The organism is Pseudomonas sp. P39-UII1 (assembly GCF_039672635.1).
Classification (GTDB): domain Bacteria; phylum Pseudomonadota; class Gammaproteobacteria; order Pseudomonadales; family Pseudomonadaceae; genus Aquipseudomonas.
In genome coordinates, this window is the sequence record NZ_JBDFPP010000005.1 from 275,944 (window position 1) to 295,214 (window position 19,271).

20 protein-coding genes are annotated in these 19,271 nt (G+C 64.8%); 12 read left to right on the forward strand and 8 right to left on the reverse strand.

Annotated features, from left to right (window positions below; genetic code table 11):
* The first annotated feature begins 50 nt into the window (after positions 1 to 50).
* The 7 genes from ABEH27_RS09905 to ABEH27_RS09935 all read left to right on the forward strand — a co-directional run bounded on the left by ABEH27_RS09905 (position 51) and on the right by ABEH27_RS09935 (position 6,499).
* Positions 51 to 1,253: a CaiB/BaiF CoA-transferase family protein gene (locus ABEH27_RS09905; RefSeq protein ID WP_346613405.1), complete on the forward strand. Its 1,203-nt coding sequence runs from the start codon at positions 51 to 53 to the stop codon at positions 1,251 to 1,253.
* A 30-nt stretch (positions 1,254 to 1,283) separates the two neighbouring features.
* Positions 1,284 to 2,033 carry an electron transfer flavoprotein subunit beta/FixA family protein gene (locus ABEH27_RS09910; RefSeq protein WP_346613406.1) on the forward strand — a complete coding sequence of 250 codons (750 nt, stop codon included), beginning with the start codon at positions 1,284 to 1,286 and terminating at the stop codon, positions 2,031 to 2,033.
* A complete protein-coding gene (locus tag ABEH27_RS09915; RefSeq protein ID WP_346613407.1) occupies positions 2,033 to 2,962 on the forward strand; it encodes an FAD-binding protein in 930 nt (309 codons plus the stop codon). Before ABEH27_RS09910 ends, ABEH27_RS09915 begins: the two co-directional genes overlap by 1 nt.
* 13 nt (positions 2,963 to 2,975) lie before the next feature.
* On the forward strand, positions 2,976 to 3,818 hold the full coding sequence (locus tag ABEH27_RS09920; protein WP_346613408.1) for a MaoC family dehydratase N-terminal domain-containing protein: 843 nt from the start codon (positions 2,976 to 2,978) through the stop codon (positions 3,816 to 3,818).
* A complete protein-coding gene (locus ABEH27_RS09925; protein WP_346613409.1) occupies positions 3,815 to 4,627 on the forward strand; it encodes a CoA ester lyase in 813 nt (270 codons plus the stop codon). The genes ABEH27_RS09920 and ABEH27_RS09925 overlap by 4 nt, the downstream gene beginning before the upstream one ends.
* 85 nt (positions 4,628 to 4,712) lie before the next feature.
* Positions 4,713 to 5,273: a helix-turn-helix domain-containing protein gene (locus ABEH27_RS09930; RefSeq protein ID WP_346613410.1), complete on the forward strand. Its 561-nt coding sequence runs from the start codon at positions 4,713 to 4,715 to the stop codon at positions 5,271 to 5,273.
* 86 nt (positions 5,274 to 5,359) lie between these two features.
* Complete coding sequence (locus tag ABEH27_RS09935; RefSeq protein ID WP_346613411.1) at positions 5,360 to 6,499, forward strand: FUSC family protein; 1,140 nt, start codon at positions 5,360 to 5,362, stop codon at positions 6,497 to 6,499.
* Here ABEH27_RS09935 and ABEH27_RS09940 read toward each other — a convergent pair.
* The 4 genes from ABEH27_RS09940 to ABEH27_RS09955 all read right to left on the reverse strand — a co-directional run bounded on the left by ABEH27_RS09940 (position 6,488) and on the right by ABEH27_RS09955 (position 10,850).
* Entirely contained in the window at positions 6,488 to 7,507 is a 1,020-nt protein-coding gene (locus ABEH27_RS09940; RefSeq protein ID WP_346613412.1) for a hydroxyacid dehydrogenase, read from the reverse strand. The two genes, ABEH27_RS09935 and ABEH27_RS09940, sit on opposite strands and share 12 nt — an antisense overlap.
* A gap of 36 nt (positions 7,508 to 7,543) precedes the next feature.
* Positions 7,544 to 8,899: an MFS family transporter gene (locus ABEH27_RS09945; protein ID WP_346613484.1), complete on the reverse strand. Its 1,356-nt coding sequence runs from the start codon at positions 8,897 to 8,899 to the stop codon at positions 7,544 to 7,546.
* Between the two features lie 147 nt (positions 8,900 to 9,046).
* Positions 9,047 to 9,862, reverse strand: a complete 816-nt coding sequence (locus ABEH27_RS09950) for an alpha/beta hydrolase (RefSeq protein ID WP_346613413.1) — start codon at positions 9,860 to 9,862, stop codon at positions 9,047 to 9,049.
* A 91-nt stretch (positions 9,863 to 9,953) separates the two neighbouring features.
* The gene (locus tag ABEH27_RS09955) at positions 9,954 to 10,850 is read right to left on the reverse strand and encodes a LysR substrate-binding domain-containing protein (protein ID WP_346613414.1); all 897 of its coding nucleotides are present in this window, start codon (positions 10,848 to 10,850) and stop codon (positions 9,954 to 9,956) included.
* 104 nt (positions 10,851 to 10,954) lie between these two features.
* On the opposite strand from ABEH27_RS09955, the gene ABEH27_RS09960 reads away from it, so the two are divergent.
* From ABEH27_RS09960 to ABEH27_RS09975, 4 genes are read left to right on the forward strand one after another with little or no spacing between them, the layout of a single operon-like run.
* Positions 10,955 to 11,620, forward strand: coding sequence for an RraA family protein (locus ABEH27_RS09960; RefSeq protein WP_346613415.1), 666 nt, complete (start codon positions 10,955 to 10,957; stop codon positions 11,618 to 11,620).
* Positions 11,620 to 12,282 carry an RraA family protein gene (locus ABEH27_RS09965; protein ID WP_346613416.1) on the forward strand — a complete coding sequence of 221 codons (663 nt, stop codon included), beginning with the start codon at positions 11,620 to 11,622 and terminating at the stop codon, positions 12,280 to 12,282. The genes ABEH27_RS09960 and ABEH27_RS09965 overlap by 1 nt, the downstream gene beginning before the upstream one ends.
* Positions 12,282 to 12,932, forward strand: a complete 651-nt coding sequence (locus ABEH27_RS09970) for a dimethylmenaquinone methyltransferase (RefSeq protein ID WP_346613417.1) — start codon at positions 12,282 to 12,284, stop codon at positions 12,930 to 12,932. Before ABEH27_RS09965 ends, ABEH27_RS09970 begins: the two co-directional genes overlap by 1 nt.
* Positions 12,929 to 14,158 (forward strand): pyridoxal phosphate-dependent aminotransferase, encoded by a 1,230-nt coding sequence (locus tag ABEH27_RS09975; protein ID WP_346613418.1) that lies wholly within the window; start codon positions 12,929 to 12,931, stop codon positions 14,156 to 14,158. Before ABEH27_RS09970 ends, ABEH27_RS09975 begins: the two co-directional genes overlap by 4 nt.
* Positions 14,159 to 14,165: 7 nt before the next feature.
* Here ABEH27_RS09975 and ABEH27_RS09980 read toward each other — a convergent pair whose 3' ends face one another.
* On the reverse strand, positions 14,166 to 14,870 hold the full coding sequence (locus ABEH27_RS09980; RefSeq protein ID WP_346613419.1) for a FadR/GntR family transcriptional regulator: 705 nt from the start codon (positions 14,868 to 14,870) through the stop codon (positions 14,166 to 14,168).
* A gap of 96 nt (positions 14,871 to 14,966) precedes the next feature.
* On the opposite strand from ABEH27_RS09980, the gene ABEH27_RS09985 reads away from it, so the two are divergent.
* Positions 14,967 to 15,710, forward strand: coding sequence for a FadR/GntR family transcriptional regulator (locus ABEH27_RS09985; RefSeq protein ID WP_346613420.1), 744 nt, complete (start codon positions 14,967 to 14,969; stop codon positions 15,708 to 15,710).
* A 3-nt stretch (positions 15,711 to 15,713) separates the two neighbouring features.
* Here the strand turns inward: ABEH27_RS09985 and ABEH27_RS09990 are convergent, their stop codons facing one another.
* From ABEH27_RS09990 to ABEH27_RS10000, 3 genes are all read right to left on the reverse strand, one after another.
* Positions 15,714 to 17,495, reverse strand: coding sequence for a glycoside hydrolase family 28 protein (locus ABEH27_RS09990; RefSeq protein WP_346613421.1), 1,782 nt, complete (start codon positions 17,493 to 17,495; stop codon positions 15,714 to 15,716).
* A 154-nt stretch (positions 17,496 to 17,649) separates the two neighbouring features.
* Positions 17,650 to 18,417 carry an ABC transporter ATP-binding protein gene (locus ABEH27_RS09995; RefSeq protein ID WP_346613422.1) on the reverse strand — a complete coding sequence of 256 codons (768 nt, stop codon included), beginning with the start codon at positions 18,415 to 18,417 and terminating at the stop codon, positions 17,650 to 17,652.
* Positions 18,418 to 18,428: 11 nt separating this feature from the next.
* Positions 18,429 to 19,268: an ABC transporter ATP-binding protein gene (locus ABEH27_RS10000; protein WP_346613423.1), complete on the reverse strand. Its 840-nt coding sequence runs from the start codon at positions 19,266 to 19,268 to the stop codon at positions 18,429 to 18,431.
* Positions 19,269 to 19,271 lie beyond the last annotated feature (3 nt).

Here is a 19,271-nt window from a genome sequence, read left to right on the forward strand (position 1 = left end):
ATTCCCCTCGCCCACGGTGAGGGGTGTCTTTGCCAGGAGAGATAATAATCATGAGCCAGCCCACGGCCACCCGCCCACTCGACGGCATCACCGTCATCAGCCTCGAACACGCCATTGCAGCGCCCTTCTGCACCCGCCAATTGGCCGACCTCGGTGCACGCGTGATCAAGGTCGAACGCCCCGGCAGCGGCGACTTCGCCCGCGGCTACGACCAACGGGTCAACGGCCTCGCCTCGCACTTCGTCTGGACCAACCGCTCGAAAGAAAGCCTGGCGCTGGACCTGAAGCAGGACATCGCCGGCGACATCCTCGAGCAATTGCTCGAGCAGGCCGATGTACTGGTACAGAACCTGGCGCCCGGCGCCGCGGCGCGCCTGGGCTTGAGTTTCGAGGCGCTGCATGCGCGGTTCCCCAGGCTGATCGTGTGCGATATCTCCGGCTACGGCAGCGGCGGGCCTTACGAGCAGAAAAAGGCCTATGACCTGCTGATCCAGAGCGAGGGCGGGTTTCTGTCGGTAACCGGTGGCCCAGGCGATGAGCACATGGCCAAGGCGGGCAACTCCATCGCAGACATCGCTGCGGGCATGTACGCCTACACCGGCATCCTCTCGGCGGTATTGCTGCGCGAGAAGACCGGGGTCGGCAGCCAGGTCGAGGTGTCCATGCTCGAAGCCCTGGTCGAATGGATGAACTATCCGCTGTACTACGCCTACCAAGGCGCCCCGCCGCCACCACGCGCCGGCGCCGCACACGCCACCATTTACCCCTATGGGCCGTTCCCGATCGGCGACGGCAGCACGGTCATGCTCGGGTTGCAGAACGAACGCGAGTGGCAACTGTTTTGCGAGCAGGTATTGCTGCAGCCAGCGCTGGCCAGCGATGACCGCTTCGCCGCCAATTTCAAGCGTGTGGCCAACCGCGATGCCTTGCGTGCACTGATTGTGCAGGCCTTCGCTGCGCTGGACTTCGACACCGTCATCCAGCGCCTGGACCAGGCAAGCATCGCCAACGCCAAGGTCAACGACATGCAAGGCGTGTGGCAGCACCCACAACTGAAGGCGCGCGAGCGCTGGCGGCAGATCGGCACAGCCGCCGGCAGCGTACCCAGCCTGCTACCGCCCGCCACCAGCAATGCCTACAGCCCGCGCATGGACCCGGTGCCCGCCCTGGGCGAACACAGCGAAGCCATCCTGGCCGAACTGGGCCTGCCTGGCCAACGTATCCAACAGCTGCGCGCTTCAGGGGTCATCTGACCCCTCTTTTTCAAAAGAGAACTCCTGCTTATGAAAGTGCTGGTCGCTATCAAACGTGTGGTCGATTACAACGTCAAGGTTCGCGTCAAGGCGGACAACTCCGGCGTCGACCTGGCTAACGTCAAGATGTCCATGAACCCCTTCTGCGAAATCGCCGTGGAAGAAGCCGTACGCCTGAAAGAGCAAGGTGTGGTGAGCGAGATCGTGGTCGCCTCCGTGGGCCCGACCACCGCCCAGGAGCAGCTGCGCACGGCCCTGGCACTGGGTGCCGACCGCGCCATCCTGGTCGAAGCCGCCGATGAGCTGAATTCGCTGGCCGTGGCCAAGGCGCTGAAAGCGGTTGTCGACAAAGAGCAGCCGCAGCTGGTCATTCTCGGCAAACAGGCCATCGACAGTGACAACAACCAGACCGGCCAGATGCTGGCCGCGCTGACCGGCTACGCCCAGGGCACCTTTGCCTCCAAGGTCACCGTGGCGGGCGACACGCTGAACGTCACCCGTGAAATCGACGGCGGCCTGCAGACCGTTGCCCTGAACCTGCCGGCTATCGTCACCACCGACCTGCGCCTGAACGAACCGCGCTATGCGTCGCTGCCCAACATCATGAAGGCCAAGAAAAAGCCGCTGGAAACTGTGACTCCAGACGCGCTGGGGGTATCGCTCGCCTCCACCAACAAAACCCTGAAAGTCGAAGCGCCTGCCGCCCGTAGCGCGGGCATCAGGGTCAAGTCAGTGGCTGAGCTGGTCGAGAAACTGAAAAACGAGGCGAAGGTAATCTGATGGCTATTTTGCTAGTAGCAGAACACGACAACCATTCGCTGGCCGCCGCCACGCTCAACACCCTGGCAGCGGCGCAGCAGATCGGCGGTGAAATCGTCGTGCTGGTGGCCGGCCATGATGTGGCAGGGGTGGCGTTCACCGCTGCCGAGGTTGCTGGCGTCAGCAAAGTGCTGGTCGCCGACCATGCCTCCTACGCGCATCAATTACCGGAAAACCTCGCGCCCCTGGTCGCTAACCTTGGCCGCGACTTCAGTCACGTCCTCGCGCCCGCCACCAGCAACGGCAAAAACACCCTGCCCAGGGTTGCGGCATTGCTGGATGTCGACCAGATTTCCGAGATCATTGCGGTCGAGTCCAGCGACACCTTCAAACGCCCGATCTATGCCGGTAACGCCATCGCTACCGTGCAATCGAGCGCGCCGGTCAAGGTCATCACGGTGCGCAGCACCGGTTTCGATGCCGTCCCGGCCAGCGGCGGCGGTGCAGTGATCGAAGCACTGGCGGGCGCCACGGATGCACGGCTGTCACGCGTCGTCGACGAGCAACTGGCCACTTCAGAGCGCCCGGAGCTGACCGCTGCCAAGGTTGTGGTGTCCGGCGGCCGTGGCCTGGGCAACGGTGACAACTTCAAGCACCTGTACAGCCTGGCCGACAAGCTCGGCGCGGCGGTCGGTGCTTCGCGCGCGGCGGTGGACGCAGGCTTCGTGCCCAACGACATGCAAGTGGGCCAGACCGGCAAGATCGTTGCGCCGCAGTTGTACATCGCCGTGGGTATTTCCGGCGCCATCCAGCACCTGGCTGGCATGAAAGACTCCAAGGTGATCGTTGCGATCAACAAGGATGAAGAAGCGCCGATCTTCCAGGTAGCGGATTACGGCCTGGTGGGTGATTTGTTCGAACTCGTCCCGGAACTCACCGCTTCCCTTTGAAAGGATAACGATCATGGCTACAGATGCATTGCAGAACTGGGTCGGCCGCAGCGAGACCAGCCACGACCACATCAGCCACAACCTTGTAAAGCGCCTGGCCGCGACGCTCAACGAGCCCACCCCAGCCCCCGGCGACGCCCTGCCCCTGCTGTGGCACTGGGCGTTCTTTCAGGAACCGGTCGGTGAGCCTGGGCTTGGGGCCGACGGCCACCCCGCCCGTGGCGGCTTCCTGCCGCCCGCCGACAACCGCAACCGGATGTGGGCCGGCGGCCGCCTGACGTTCAACCAGCCGCTGCGCGTCGACGCCCAGGTGACGCGCCGCTCGACCATTCTGGATGTGCAGGAAAAGCACGGCCGCACCGGCTCGTTGCTGTTCGTCACGGTGCAGCATGAGTACGTGCAGGACGGCCAGTGCGCACTGGTCGAAGAGCAGGACATCGTCTACCGCGAGCCCACGCCGCCCAAGTTGAGCGGCACCGACCCACTGCCGCAAGGTGAGTGGCAGCAGGCGGTGCAACCGACTCCGACGCTGCTGTTCCGCTATTCGGCGGTGACCTTCAACGGCCACCGTATCCACTACGACTGGCCCTATGTCACCGAAACCGAGGGCTACCCAGGCCTGGTGGTGCATGGCCCCTTGATCGCGACCTTGAACCTGCGCGCGTTCGTCCAGGCCCACCCGCACGCGCAGGTGCGCCGCTTCAGCTTCCGCGGGGTGCGGCCGTTGATCTGCCCCGACGCCTTCGAAGTCGGCGGCCGCCTGCTGGGCGATGGCACGGCGCAGGTCTGGGCTGGCAATGCCGCGGGCCAGGCGCAGGTGGGCGAAGTCGAATTCACGCAAGGGGTACAGGCATGAACCCGGCCACCGTTCGCAGTGCACTGTTCGTTCCCGCCAGCCGCCCGGAGCGCATCCCCAAGGCGTTGGCCAGTGGCGCCGACCGGGTCATCGTCGACCTGGAAGATGCGGTCGAAGAGGCGCTCAAAGAGCAGGCGCGCGATAACCTGGAGCAGTTTCTCAGCGCGCAATCGGGCGCCAGCGTGCTGGTGCGGGTAAACGCACCGGGGCACTGGGCGCATGAAGCGGACCTTGGGCTGTGCCAGCGCCAGCCTGGGGTTGCCGGCATCCTGTTGCCCAAGGCCGAAACCTGCGAGCAGATCGCGCAGGCGCATGCCACCGGCAAGCCGGTATGGCCGATCATCGAAAGTGCCAAAGGCCTTGCTGCCCTGCCCTCGCTGGCCAGCGCACCAGGGGTTGATCGCCTGTCGTTCGGCAGCCTCGACCTGGGGCTGGACCTGGGCCTGGCCACGGGCAGCGAAGCGGCAGAACAGGTGCTGGGGCATGCCCGTTATGCCGTGCTGCTGCACAGCCGCGTTGCCGGGCTGGCCGCACCGCTGGACGGCGTATACCCCGCCATCCACGACACCGCCGGGCTGCAGCGCCACGTACAGTTCGCCCGCGACATGGGCTTTGGCGGCGCCTTGTGCATCCACCCGAGCCAGGTCGCGATCATTCACGCCGCGCTCAAGCCTGCCGAAGCCGAACTGGACTGGGCGCGGCGTGTGGTCGCCCAGGCCGAAAGCGGCGCCGGCGTGTTTACCCTGGACGGGCAGATGGTCGATGCCCCGGTGATCCTGCGCGCCCGCGCGCTGCTGCACGCAGATTGACTGACATGCCCACGGTACAGGCACGCCCCACTGTTCTGACGCGCAGTGGCGGCCTGTACCGGGGGCACCCTGGGGAGGCCCCATCGTGGCTGAAGCGTTGAGACAGTGCCCTGCATCCCTGTTGCAGGCGGCAGCACAATTGATGGCGGAGTCCGGCTACGTCGCCATGAGCATGCGCCAGCTGGCCAGCCGGGTCGGGTTGCTGCCCGGCAGCCTCTATCACCACGTCGCCTGCAAGCAGGACCTGTTGCTGACCGTGCTGCTCGATGTGGTCGAGCGGCGGATAGATGCCTGGCACAACGGCGCCTACGCCAACGACCTGAACGGGTTCGTCCGCTTCATGCTCAGGCGCCAGCGCAGCCACCCTCACGAATCAATGCTGCTGCGCCACGAGGCACGGCACCTGGACGGCCGGCAGCGCCGTTGGCTGGACCAGGCGCTGGGGCGGTTGAGCCTGCCGCTGACGCACATCATCCAGGCCGCACAACCGCGCCTGCCTGATCCCCAGCGCACCTGCCAGGCGATGCTCACCGTCATCGATGCCGCCGACGGCATGCGCCATGAACCGGGCCACTGCGATGAAAGCTGGGTCGAAGCACGCGTGCTGGCGATGTGTCGCGCCCTGCTGCAACCCTGCGCCGTTTAAACCTGTGATGGCCGAGGCTGGCCTATCCTGTGCTCAGGGGCCTATGGCGCACCTTGCCATGCCGTCGAACAGGTTCACGTCACACAATGTCCGATCACAGCTCCCCCTGGCGTAGCCTGGCAGCCTTCTGCCAGGGCATCCGCGCCGAATTCATTGCCCCGAAACTTTTGCCCCAGCGCCTGCTGGACGAGGCCGAAACCCTGCTCTCGGTGCTGCTGGCCATCGCCATGGCGCATTACCTAGGCGTGGCCAATGTCGGCTGGGCGGCGTTCAGCGGCTACATGGTCATGCGCTCGAGCCTGCACGACAGCGTGTACCGCGGTGGGCTGAGAATCATCGGCACCGCTGCCGGCGCCATGGCCGCTGCGCTGCTGGCAACCCATGCAGGTTTGCCCGGGCATTGGCTGGGGCCGGTAATCGGCCTGGTCGGCGCTGCCACCCTGCTGTGCGCCATCCGCTACGCGCATGGCTATGCCTGGCTGTTCGCCGGGCTGACCTTCGCCATGGTCGCCCTAGCCAGCCTGCAGGCAGACAGCGCCGACGGCGTGCTGTATTTCGCCCGCACGCGGGTCGAGGAAGTCGCTTGCGGCACCCTGGCCTGCTGGTTCGTGGCCATGCTTTCGGGCCGCACAGTAAGGCGCGCCCTGCCCGCTGTCAGTGCGCACGCCAGCCTGGCCAAGGGCGCTGTGCCGGCGCAGATAACCCGCAGCATGCTGGTGCACGTGCTGCAAGCAGGCCTGGCCCTGGCACTGATACCCTTGCTCGGCCACTGGCTGGCGATCGATGGGCTGAGCCAGGCCGCCATCACCGTCATGGCGGTGATGATGGTGCCGCCGGCGGCGTTGGTGCCGGGGAGCAAAACCGTCACCCTGCGCAATATCCACCGGCTGGTCGGCTGCGCGGCAGGTGCCGCCTGCGCGGGGCTGGCCCTGGCGTTGCTGGGTTCGAACTGGCTCGCCATGACCTTGATAATGTGCCTCGGGGTACTGCTGGGCCGGCATATCGAAAACAGCAACCGCGCCTTTGCCTATGCCGGCACCCAGTTCGCGCTGGTGTACCTGGTGGTGATGGTGCCCGACACCTACACGCATGCCAGCCCGGAACCTGGCTGGATACGCCTGGAAGGCGTGGTTGCAGGGTTTGTCCTGATCGGCGTTGTGCGCCTGGCGAACCTGTTCGTCCGCCAGCGCACGCCGGTCGATCAGCACACACCGTCAGGCGATTGAGGGGGCGCTGGCCCGTAACCGCTCCAGGTACATCGGGAACACTTCTGGGTTGACCATGCGTGGCCCGGGCTCGGCGTTCAGTACCTGGAGAATCTGCTGCGCTGCCCAGTGCCCCATCCGCCACCGGGCCTCAGCGGTGACCCCGGCGGTGTGGTAAAGGCCGACAACATTGTTCAACGCAAGCAACGGGTGATCGAGCGCGGGTGGTTCTTCGTCCCAGACGTCGAGGCCGGCGCCGCCCAGATGGCCGAGGGCGAGCGCGCCATGCAGGGCGGTTTCATCGTGCAGCCCACCGCGGGCCGTGTTGATGAAGATGGCGCCTTGGCGCATCCGCGCAAAAGCAGCCGCGTCCATCAGGTTGAGTGTCGCCGGTGTTCTCGGGCAATGCAGCGAGACCACGTGGCTTTGCTGCAGCAGCTCATCCAGCGAACACGGCCGAGCTCCTTTGGCAGTGATCTGTCCGGTGTCCAGCAGCGGATCATGGGCGATTACCTGCATCCCCAGTGCCTGCGCAATCCGCGCCACCCGGGTTCCGATTTGCCCCAGGCCGACGATGCCCAGCGTCTTCTCGTACAGTTCTGCCCCCATCAAATCTTCACGGGCAAAGCCCCTTGTCGAGCGCAAGCGCCGGTCCGACTCGCTGATACGCCGGGCGCAATCGAGCATGAGGCCGATGGCCGCCTCCGCCACCGACTGGGCGTTGGCGCCGGACTGGTTGACCACCAGCACACCGGCCCGGCTGCACGCGGCAATGTCGACCGTGTCATACCCGGCGCCGTTGGTGGATACGCACAACAGGTTCGGCAACTGGCTCAACAGGGGCGCAGTCACGTGCCAGGTCAGGGGCAGCTCATCACGGGCCGAGGGGACCTGATACACATGGCTGCTGCGCAGTGCCCGCAAGATCACCTCGGGGCGCTCGGCACGGGCCACGGTGGTCAATTCGACCCCTGGCGTCATGGCCAAGGTCTGCGCCATTACCGGGTGGTACCAAACGTCGAAACGCATGACCTTCTTTGAATTCAAATTCATCTGGCCGGCCCCTCAGTGGCTGACGTGGCTAGGCAACGGCTTGCGCCCCATGAACTTGCGCACGCCGATGTTTTCCTCGACCTTGCCGTCGCCATCCAGGTAGCCGTGCTGGCGCAAGTCGGGCATCAGCAGTGCGGAAACCAAGGTAATGGCGCCGATAGCGGCCACGTACAGGTAGAAGTACTGCTCCACGCCCAGTGAGCGGAAGGTCAGTGCCACGTATTCGGCCGAGCCACCGAACATCGCCGCGCCCACGGCATACGGCAGGCCTACCCCCAGGGCGCGTACGGTCGGCGGGTAGAAGTCGGCCTTGAGCACGCCGGTCACCGGGGTATAGAACGCTGCGATGAGCAGCCCGCCCACTACCAGCGCGAACGCAGCCAGCGGGCTGTGCACCGACTTGATGGCGGTCAGCAGCGGGATGACCAGGCAGGTCGACAGCACGCCGAAGATGATCATGTTGCGGCGCACGCCGATCTTGTCGGCGAGCAGGCCGAAGACCGGCTGGCAGAGCATGAAGATCACCAGTGCCGCTGCCATGATGATGCTTACCGTCGGCGCAGGCATGCCGACGCTGACTACCAGAAACTTCTGCATGTAGGCCGTGAAGGTGTAGAAGTACAACGAGCAACCGATGGTGATGGTGAAGGTCAGCAACACGGCGCGCTTGTGTTGCAGCAACGCCTTGATCGAGCCGGCCTCCTTGCGCTTCATGTCTTGCTCGGTGGCCGTCTCACGCATGGTCCGGCGCAGGTACACCACCACGATAGAGGCCAATGCACCGATCAGGAACGGCACGCGCCAGCCCCAGGCCTTGAGGTCCTGCTCGGAAAGCACCAGCTGCAGCACGGCCACGGTGAGCAAGGCCAGCAGTTGCCCGGCAATGATGGTCATGTACTGGAAGGAGCCATAGAACGAACGCCGCCCTGCCCTGGACACCTCACTGATGTAGGTGGCCCCGGTGCCATACTCGGCACCGACCGACAGCCCCTGCATCAGCCGCGCCACCACCAGCAACACCGGTGCGGCGACGCCGATGGATGCGTAAGTGGGCATGATCGCGATCATCAGCGAGCCGCCGCACATCATGAACACCGAGATGATCATGGAAACCTTGCGCCCGCGGGTATCGGCGATGTAGCCAAAGATCCAGCCGCCCAGCGGGCGCATGAAAAAGCCCACCGCAAAGATGCCAGCCGTGGCCAGCAGCTGGCTGGTCTGGTCACCTGCCGGGAAGAACAGCGAAGCGAAGTAGATCGAGGTGTAGGCGTAGATGAAGAAGTCGTACCACTCCACCAGGTTGCCGGAACACACGCCGACGATGGCGGTGGTGCGCTCTTTGCGCGTCAACGGACGGGCCGTGCCCATGTCTGCATTCATGTTAGTACCCTTGTTGTTATTGTTTTACCGACTCGGCTACAGCTTTGCACAGCGCCGTTTTCGCGGAAGGCCTGCCGGGCGTCTATCAGTTATGCCTGCCCGGCATGGCTAAGGTGCCCAGGCGCCAGTGACCGTTCAGGCGCAATGCCGGGCGTGAAAATCCGCGATCCGGCGCCACATTTCGATGGGGTTGGAATACATCGGGAAGTGCCCGCACCCAGGGATGCTGGCCAGTTCGACGCCCTTGGCCTGGATATCCGCGAGGTAAGACAGGTGGCTGTTCTGCTCGCCGTACATGAACAGGCGCGGGCACGGCAGGCCGAGAAACCGGGCCATCAGCTCGCCTTGGTCGGACAGCCGTACCATCGAGGTGAAAATGCCCCTTACCGCCTCGGCCCGCACCTTGTACGGCAGGCTGGCAGCGTACAGCGCACTGGCCTGGTCGCTGCTGTGGCGGGTGCGCTCGATGAAGGCATCGAAGAATGCACCGGGTTGCTCAGCCGGGTAGTCGAAGATCTGGCGGCTGAGGAAGCAATCCTCCGGGGCGATGTTGCCTTCGATGTCGACGAAGCTGATCACGCGCTCGGGGCAGTGGTCGGCGAGCAGCAGCGCTGTCAGGCCGCCCATCGAGTGCCCCACCAGGTGAAAGCGCTCGACGGCAAAGTGGTCGAGTACCTTGAGCGCGGTCGCCAGCAACAGCGCAACGTCGATCCGCGACAGGTCGCTGCAACGGCTTTCACCGCACCCCGGCGCGTCATACGCAATGAACCCACGGCCAGCGAACGCTGGCTGTCGCGTCAGGCCGGCGTAATCTTCCTTGGTCGAGCCGAAACCATGCAGGAACAGGATCGGCGCGCCCTGCCCTTGGCGATACGCAGTGGCTAGCTCAAGGTTGACCCCTTCGATCGTCAAAGGCAGCACGCACTGGCGATAAGATTGCGAGTCGGGCACGGGTGAGCTCCTGCTGGGTTGGGGCGCTCACTCTCGACGGTCATCGGCCATCTGTAAATTCCTCATCGACAATCTTTTCCATACGCCAAACCTATCGACTGCCCGCCCCCAACTGCGCCACCAACGCCTCCACCAACGGGTTGCCCCGTGCGGTATTCCAGGCATAGGTGGTGGTCACCACGCTGACCTTCTGCGACAGCGGCCGCATCACCACATTGGCCGGCGCAAGCTTTTTCATGGCAGCGGGCACCAGGGCAATACCCTGCCCGCAGCTGACGAAGGCGATTTGCGAAGCCACCGAGCGCACCTCGTGCAGTACCCGGGGCGAATAACCATGCGCACGGCAGGTCGCGATCAGGTTGTCGAAGTACAGCGGGCTGACCTTGCGGGCGAACATCACCAGCGGCTCACTGCCCAGGCTCGCCAGGTCGATGCGGCTGCGCTTGGCGAGGGGGTGCTCGGTCGGCAAGGCGACCATCAGCCGCTCTTCAGTCAACGGGCGCCACTCCAGGCCCTTGCCCAGGTCGCCATCGAGCCGGGCGAACGCCAGGTCGATATCGCCTGCCTCCAGCGCGGGTACCGCCTCGACGCTGTCGATTTCACGCACCGACACCGTCACCTGCGGATGATCGTGCTTGAACCGCTCGATCACCCCGGGCAGTACATCGAACATGGCCGACGAGATGGCGCCGATGGTCAGCATGCCCTGGTGCCCGGCCACCGCCTCCTCCACCGCCAACTCCAGCCGTTCGAGCTGGTCGGCGAATTTGCGCACTGCGGGCAGAATGGCCGCGCCTACCGGGGTCAGGCTCGCGCCGCGCCGGGAGCGCTCGAACAGCTTGACCTTGAGCGCCTGCTCGAGAATCTGGATCTGCTCGGTCAACGGTGGCTGGGTCATGCCCAGGCGCTTGGCTGCGCGGCCGAAGTTGCGTTCCTCGGCCACCGCGAGAAACAGCCAGAGGTGGCGGATGAGGCGGAAATTGATCATGGCGGTTCCATAGGTTGGGCATATGTCAAGCATCCTTGATAAGGAATATACCTATCATATGCGCTGTCGGACACTCAGGCCTCCTTCACCACAGAGGTTCACCCATGAGCGAAGACAGCGTGCTCGACCGCCTGGCCGCACTGGACACCAATACCGTGTCCGACGCCCTGGACTTTCTCGGGCTGCCCGGCGCCACCTTCGGCCTGCGCCCGTTGTGGCCGTGCCCCAAGGTGGTCGGCCGCGCCAGCACCGTGCAGCTGGCGGCCAAGGCCGACAGCGCACCCACCGCGCACTTGATCACCCCGGTGGTCGAGGCCATCACCACGGCTGACCGTGTGCTGGTCATTGCCGGCGGGCTGGAAGGCGTTTCCTGCTGGGGCGACATCCTGGCCAATGCGGCCCGCGCAAAAAACGTGCGCGGCAGCATCATCGATGGCTGCAGCCGCGACATCGACGGCAGCGCCGCGATCGGCTACCCGCTGTATGGCCGCGGCGTGACCATGATCAGCGCGCGTAACCGCGTGATTCAGGTAGCTGCCGCCTGCCCCGTGCAGGTGGCCGGGGTAGCGGTCGCGCAGGATGACTACGTGATCGCCGACACCTGCGGCACCGTCTTCATCGCCCAGGCGCAGATCGCCAAGGTGCTGGACCTGGCCGAGCGCATCGATCGCCGCCAGGCTGGCATGGTCGACGCCGTACGCGCCGGCCGCTCGGTGGCTGAGGTGATGCACGACAGCCAGTTCGAAGCCATCAACACGGAGCAGCCTTGATGAGCGACCTCGATAAAGACCTGGTGGCGCTGTTCGCAGGCCTGGACACGCCCGGTGTTTCGGACGCACTGGACAAGCTGGGCCTGCCCGGCCAGTGCCTGGGCGTGATGCCACTGGCCAACTACGACACAGTGCTGGTCGGCCCGGCCTACACCGTGCAATACGTGTCGGCCAGCACCCCGCCAGGCACCGTTGGCGACTTCATCGACGATGTCGCCCCGGGCGATGTGGTGGTGATCGACAACCAGGGCCGTACCGACTGCACGGTGTGGGGCGACATCATGACCCAGTACGCCGGGCAACAGGGTATTGCCGCGACGGTGATCGACGGTGTGTGCCGTGATGTAACCAAGGCCCTGGGCGACGGCTACCCGATTTTCAGCAAGGGCCGCTTCATGCGCACCGGCAAAGACCGCGTGCAGGTGCAGGCGATCAACCAGCCGGTGTCGATCGGCACTGCCCGCGTCTGCGCCCGCGACATCATCGTCGCCGACGCCAATGGCGTGGTGGTGGTGCCGCGTGAGCGCGCCCGCGAAGTTGCCGCAACCGCCCGCCGTATCGAAGCGGTGGAGGCGCAGATCCGTACGCAGATCAGCCAGGGCAGATCGCTCAGGCAAGCGCGTGAAGCCCTGGGTTACCACACACTGCAGAGTAAAGCCTGATGAGCATGAACCATTCCGACCTGCCATTTCCCGCCGACTTCGCCGAGCGTGCCCGCCTGCTGGGCACGTCCACCCTGTTCGAGGCCTCGCACCTGCCCTGTGCGGTAGACAGCGACATCCGCCCGGTATGGGCAGGCGCCTTCATCGCCGGCCCGGCGTACCCGCTGCAGTGCTCGCCAGGTGACAACCTCGCGCTGCACCTGGCCCTGGAGCGCGTCCCACGCGGCAGCGTGCTGGTGGTCGGCACCGGCAACTTCATCGCCGGTTACTGGGGCGAGGTGCTCACCGTTGCCGCCGAAGCCGCCGGTGTCATTGGCCTGGTGATCGATGGCGGTGTGCGCGATATTGCCGCGCTGCGGCGTCGCGGCTTCCCGGTGTTCGCCCGCGCCATCTCGGTCAAGGGCACGGTCAAGGCCAGCCTGGGCTCGCTGGGCCAACCGTTCAATTTCGCCGGCGCAGCGGTTGCCCAGGGCGACCTGGTGGTGGCCGACGACGATGGGGTGGTCATCGTGCCCAAAGCCGATGCCGCGCGCACCCTCGCCGAGGGCCAGGCGCGTGCTGACAAGGAGGCGTTGATGATGCACGCCATCGAACAAGGCACGACCACGCTGGAGCTCATGCAGCTGACCCAGTGGCGAGAAGCGCAATGACCGGCAATGGCAACCTTCAGCGCCTGAACACGCGCCTGGCCAGCGCCCGCCCCTCCGCCACCTACGCGATCATCGACCGCGTCGCCCAGCGCCGCGCCGAAGGGGCGAAGATCATCTCCCTGTGCGCGGGCGAGCCGGACTTCGACACCCCCGCGCCGATCCGTGAGGCGGCCAGGCAGGCCATCGACCAAGGGCATACCCGCTACACCCAAGTGGCCGGCAGCCGTGCCTTGCGCGAAGCGGTGGCGGCAAAATTCCGTGAGGAGAACGGCTTGCCGGTAGAGTGGCAGGACACCCTGGTGTGCAGCGGCGGCAAGCAGGTGATCTACAACGCCCTGGCAGCCACCCTCAATGAGGGTGACGAGGTGATCGTGCCGGCGCCTTTCTGGGTCAGCTACCCGGAGATGGTCCAGCTCTGCGGTGCGCGCAGCGTGATCGTAACCTGCGATGCCCGCAGCGGCTTCAAGCTCACGGCCCAGGCGCTTGTCGAGGCGATCACCCCGCGCACCCGCTGGCTGATCCTCAACTCGCCAAGCAACCCGACCGGCGCTGTGTACAGCCGTGAAGCGCTACAGGCACTGGCAGAGGTGTTGCTGGCGAACCCCGATGTGCTGGTGCTGGCCGACGACATTTATGAGCACCTGATCTTCGATAATCAGCGCTTTCACACCTTGGCCCAGGTAGAGCCGCGCCTTGCCGGCCGTACCCTGACCATGAACGGGGTATCCAAGGCCTATGCCATGACGGGGTGGCGCATCGGCTTCGCGACCGGCCCGCGCTGGCTGCTGGCAGCCATGGAAAAACTACAGGGGCAACAGACCTCCGGCGCCTGTTCGGTTTCACAGCAAGCGGCGCTGGCTGCACTGCAAGGCCCCAAGGATTTCCTTCACACTTCGCGCGCAGTATTTCAGCGGCGGCGCAACCTGATGGTCGAGGCCCTCGGCGCAACCCCCGGCCTGCACTGCGAACCACCGGCCGGTGCGTTCTATGCGTTTGCCAATTGTGCCGGGCTGATCGGCAAGACCTCACCCGGCGGCCGCTACCTGGCCAGCGATGAGGATGTGGCCCTGGCGCTGCTCGACGAAGCCGATGTGGCGGTGGTTCATGGCAGTGCCTTCGGGCTCGGCCCGTACCTGCGCATTGCCTACGCGCTGGACGATGATTCGCTGGCCAGCGCCTGTGCAGCCATCGCCCAGTTCTGCCGGGCCGTCATGCCCCAGGCCTGAGGTAACCTCACCCGGCCGTTGCCTGCGCCGTGCACTGCGCGCTGTGCAGGCAATTGGTCAGGTGCAGGCGCATCGCCGCACGCGCCACCTCGGCGTCGCCCCGCTCCAGCGCGGCGCAGATCTGCTCGCGCTCACGTGCCTGGCGCATGCGTTGTTGCGGGTCGACGGTGGGTTGAACGCCTTCGATTTGGGTGTTGCCGACATGCGTCATGGCATCGATGAAGAAGCTGTTGCCAGTGCACAGGGCGATTTGCAGGTGGAACTCGAATTCGATGCGGTTGCTGTCCTTGTGCAACGGCCCCACGGCGTTGGCCTGATCCAGCGCTTTGCGCAGGGCAAGCAACTGGCTGGGCGTAGCACGTTGCGCCGCCAGCGCGGCACCCTCCACTTCCAGGCTCAGGCGCAGCTCGATGCGGGCCACGGCGTCGTGGGCGGTGCCCTTCTCGCCTTGACCGTCCTGAAAATCACCCGGCCGGGTGGTGTCCACCACGAAGGTACCAATGCCACGGCGCGTCTCTACCAGGCCCTCTGCCTGCAGCCGCGACATGGCTTCGCGCACCACGGTACGGCTGACGCCGCGGGCTTCGGTGAACGCTTGTTCAGTGGGCAGCTTGCTGCCGGCAGGCAGCTCGCCAGCCAGAATCCTGCGCGACAGGTCGAGCACCAGTTGCTGGGCCAGGCTGAGGCGTCGGTCGGGGGTGTCGCGCTCCATTCACTTGATCCATTCAAACAAAACGATGCGCGATTATACCCGCAGGCTTGCGCATGAAAGCACTATAATGCCCGCTGATCACACTAGAGCAAGACGATGTCCAACGTTACCTCTACTGCCCCAATCAAACCTCGCCGCCTCGCCGAAGCGCTGGTCGAGCGCTTTGCCCAGCGCATCCGCGAAGGCACCCTCAAGCGCGGTGACAAACTCCCCACCGAAGCGCAGATCATGGCCGCCGAAAGCGTCAGCCGGGCCGTGGTGCGCGAAGCCATGTCGCGGATGCAGGCAGCGGGCCTGGTCGAGACCCAGCACGGTGTCGGCACCTTCGTGCTCGACATGCCGGCACCCGAAGGCTTCAACGTCGGGCCGGCGACCATCGCCCTGCTGTCCGATGTCCTCGACCTGCTGGATTTTCGTATCAGCCTGGAAGTGCAGGCCGCGGGTATGGCTGCCGAACGCGCCACACCGCAGGCCCTGGCAGAGCTTGAGCAAGCCCTGCAGGAGCTGCTGCAAGGCCCGGAAAAGTCCGGCAGCACCATCAATGCCGACTTTCAGTTCCACCTGAAAATCGCCAAGGCCGCTGCCAACCCCTACCTGATCGACATCATGAAGCACCTGGGCACCAAGCTGATCCCGCGCACCCGGATGAACTCCGCCTACACGGGGCAAAGCAACCGCAGCACCTACCTGGCGGGGATCAACGCCGAACATCAGCAGATCTATGACGCGATCGCCAGCCGCCAGGTCGATGCAGCGCGCGCGGCGATGTTCCTGCATTTGAGCAACAGCCGCATGCGCCTGCGCGAGGCGCAGCAGCGTCAAGCCTTCTACAGCGAATAACGCCTACTTGGCTTGGGGTGCCGGCACCACATTGTGGAACGCCAGGCCGGTACTGCCGCTCACCTGCCAGGGGTTGCTGGCGTTGGTGTCAGAGAACTGCACCGCGTCGAACCGCGAATCCTTCAGGCCATCGATCCGCGCCACGGCCGGCCCGCTGAACCGCACACGCTCGAACGCCAGGTGGTGGTGAAAAGCCCCGTGCTGGCTGTCGCCCTTGACCTCGATGGCAGCCAGCTGGGCGTTTTCTACCGTCACGTCGCTGACCTGCACGTCTCGGAACTGCCCGGCGATGGTCGACTTTTCGTAATCCAGTATGGCGTTGGGGTCGTTGTAATCGAGGGTAAAGATGAACGCCTGTTTAACCGTGTTGCGCAGCGCCGAATCGCGGAAAATCACGTTGCGCGCCCCGCCGCCCATGAAGTTGGTGCTTTTCATGCGCAGGCCGGCATCGGTGCCATCGGACACATTGTCCTCGGCCAGGATGTTCTGGATCCATGCACCGGTGTGGCTGCCCGCAACGACCATGCCGTGGCCTTTGGCGAAGTAGTTGTTGAAGATCCAGGCGTCTTGCTGGGGCTTCTGCTTCACGGCCTGGGCGCCGGTACCGGCGGCGAAGTTGACGCAGTCATCGCCGGTGTCAAAGAAATTGTTGAACACCATCGCGCCGCGGCTGTTGGCGAATTCGATGCCGTCCCCGTTGTTGGCGTCGTAGGTCTTGTGCGTGGTGTTGGCCAGCACCACGTTTTCGGTTTCCAGGTTCATGATGCCGTGGTACGCCGGGTTGAGCACGGTGAAGCCACCGTAGAAGACATTCTTCACCTCGCGCAGGGTAATCAGTGAAGAACGCATCTGGCCGTAGGCGTCCTTGACGTTCATGCCTTCGGCCACCGCGCGCTCGACCTGGGCCTTGGCCAGCACGCCGTCGTGCATGTACCGCGTGTTGTCGCTGGCCCGGTAGACCGGCAAGGCCTGGCCATGTTCATCGATCAGGTCCGGGTTACGCTTCCAGCCATTGCCGTCAATTGTGCCCTTGCCGACGATGCGGATGTTCTCGAATGCCTGGTGTTTGCGCGGGTCACGCGGCAAGGCGTTGATCAGCGAAGCCGGGCGCACGGTGGTCGAGTACGGGTACTGGATGTAGCCATCGCGGGGGTAATCCTCGGCACGCCCTGACCCCAGCAGGGTCGCGTCTTCGCCGATCTCCAGGGTCATGTTGCTCTTGAGGTAGAGCGCGCCGCTGTTGTAGATGCCCTTGGGCAGCAGCACTTTGCAACCGGGCGTGCAGGCATCGATGGCGCGTTGAATAGCGGCGGTGTCGAGGGTATGACCGTCGCCCTTGGCGCCGAACCTGCGCACATCGAACAGCGCCGGCACGGCGGTGGTGCGCTGCACGACTACCGGGCTATCGGCTGACTCCTTGCCGTCACGGCCAACCGAACGCACGGTGAAGCGGTATTCGTTGTCGGGCTTGAGGCCCAGTGCAGTGAAGCTGTGGATGGCGATGCGGTGGTGAAAGTTGCGCGTGTCCTGCTGGTAGAAGCGGTCGATGTGCGGCTTGGCTGGGGATACCTGGCCATTGTTGGCATTGCTGGACCCGAGCAACTGGCCGTTGGCGTAGACGTGGTAATCGATGATGTCGGCGTGGTGGGCAGGCTTTTCCCAGACCAGGATGATCTGTTGGTCGTCGTAGGCCAACGTCGGGACCAGGACTTTGCTGGGGGCTTCGAGTGCCCACAGCGGAAGGCAAATGCTCATGGTCAGGGTGGCCAGCAGTGTTCTGTGCATGTCTTTCTCTTCCTTGTTTTAACCAGAGCCGGGCCGCTTTGCGGCCCATTCGCCGGCAAGCCGGCTCCCACAGTGAGCGTGCCAGCCCTGAGCGACACGGTCCCTGTAGGAGCTGGCTTGCCGGCGATGGGCTGCAAAGCAGCCCCAAGTTCACTCAGGCCGAAGCAGCCTGAGCACTGAAATCGCGGCTGGCCTGCACCAGCATGCGGGTGTACGCGTGGCTGGCCAGGTCCTGGCTGAGCGCCTGGCTGTCCAGGCGTTCGACGATCCGCCCCTGCTGCATCACCGCAACCTTGTCGCACAGGTGGCTGACCACGCCCAGGTCGTGGGTCACCATCAGGTAGGTCAGCTTCTCGCGCTGGCGCAGGTCCGCCAGCAGGTTGAGAATTTCTGCCTGCACCGATACGTCAAGGGCCGAAGTCGGCTCGTCGAGCAACAACACCCGTGGCTGCAGTATCAGCGCCCGGGCAATCGCCACGCGCTGGCGCTGGCCGCCAGACAACTGGTGCGGGTAGCGGTAGCGGAAACTGTCGTTGAGGCCGACCTTTACCAGAATGTCGTTTATCCGGTCGTCGCGCTCGCCCATGCCATGGATGGTCAGCGGCTCGCGCAAAGCGGTGTCGATGGTGTGCCGCGGGTGCAACGAGCCATACGGGTCCTGGAAGACCATCTGCACCTTGCGAAAGTGCTCCTTGGGCGGCTTGTGCTGCAGCGCCACGCCGGCAATGCTCAGCGCCCCGCTCCAGTGCCGGTACTGCCCGGCCAGGCAACGCAGCACGGTGGTCTTGCCGGACCCTGACTCCCCCACCAGGCCGAACGATTCGCCGTCTTCAACCGTCAGGTCGACATCGTGCAACACCTGGTTGAGCGCAGGGCCAACGCCGAAACTCAGGTTCAGCGCGTGTGCTTGGATCATGGACATCGTCAGTTACCTCAGCAGGTGAGCCAGAGCGGGTCGCGTTGCAACACCGGCAAGCGCGGGCGGCGGTTGTCCATGCTTGGCAAGGCTGCCAGCAGGCCACGGGTATACGGGTGTTCGGCGTACTGCAGGTCGCAGGCGGCAAGCGACTCGACCACGCGCCCGGCGTACATCACCAGCACCCGGTCGCAGTAGTTGCGCACCAGGTTGAGGTCGTGGCTGACAAAAATCAGCCCCATCTGCTGCTCGACCACCAGCTCTTCGAGCACGTTGAGCACCTGCTGGCGCACCGACACGTCGAGCGCCGAGGTCGGTTCGTCGGCGATGATCACCTCCGGGTTGGTGATCACCATCATGGCGATCATGATGCGCTGACCCATGCCGCCGCTGACTTCATGCGGGTACAGGTTGTAGACGCGCTTCGGGTCGCGGATATGCACCTTTTCCAACATCAGCAGTACCCGCTCGCGGGCCTCACTGCGGCTGGCCTTGTGGTGCGCAAGGTAGGCCTCGGCGATCTGCTCGCCGACCTTGACCACCGGGTTGAGCGAGTACTTGGGGTCTTGCATGATCATCGAAATCCGTTGGCCGCGGATCTTCTGCATGGCCTTTTCGCTGGCGCTGAGCAAATCGACATCACCGAACTCCAGGGCCTTGGCGGTGATCTGCGTGCTGGCCGGGTGCAACTTGAGCAGGCTGCGCCCGACCGTGGACTTGCCCGAGCCCGACTCACCCACGATGGCAAGTTTCTCGCGGCCCAGGGTGAACGACACATCGCGCACCGCGTGCATTTCTTTCTTGCCATTGACGAAGCGCACGTTGAGCGAATCGACATTGAGTTTGAGCGTCGACATGTA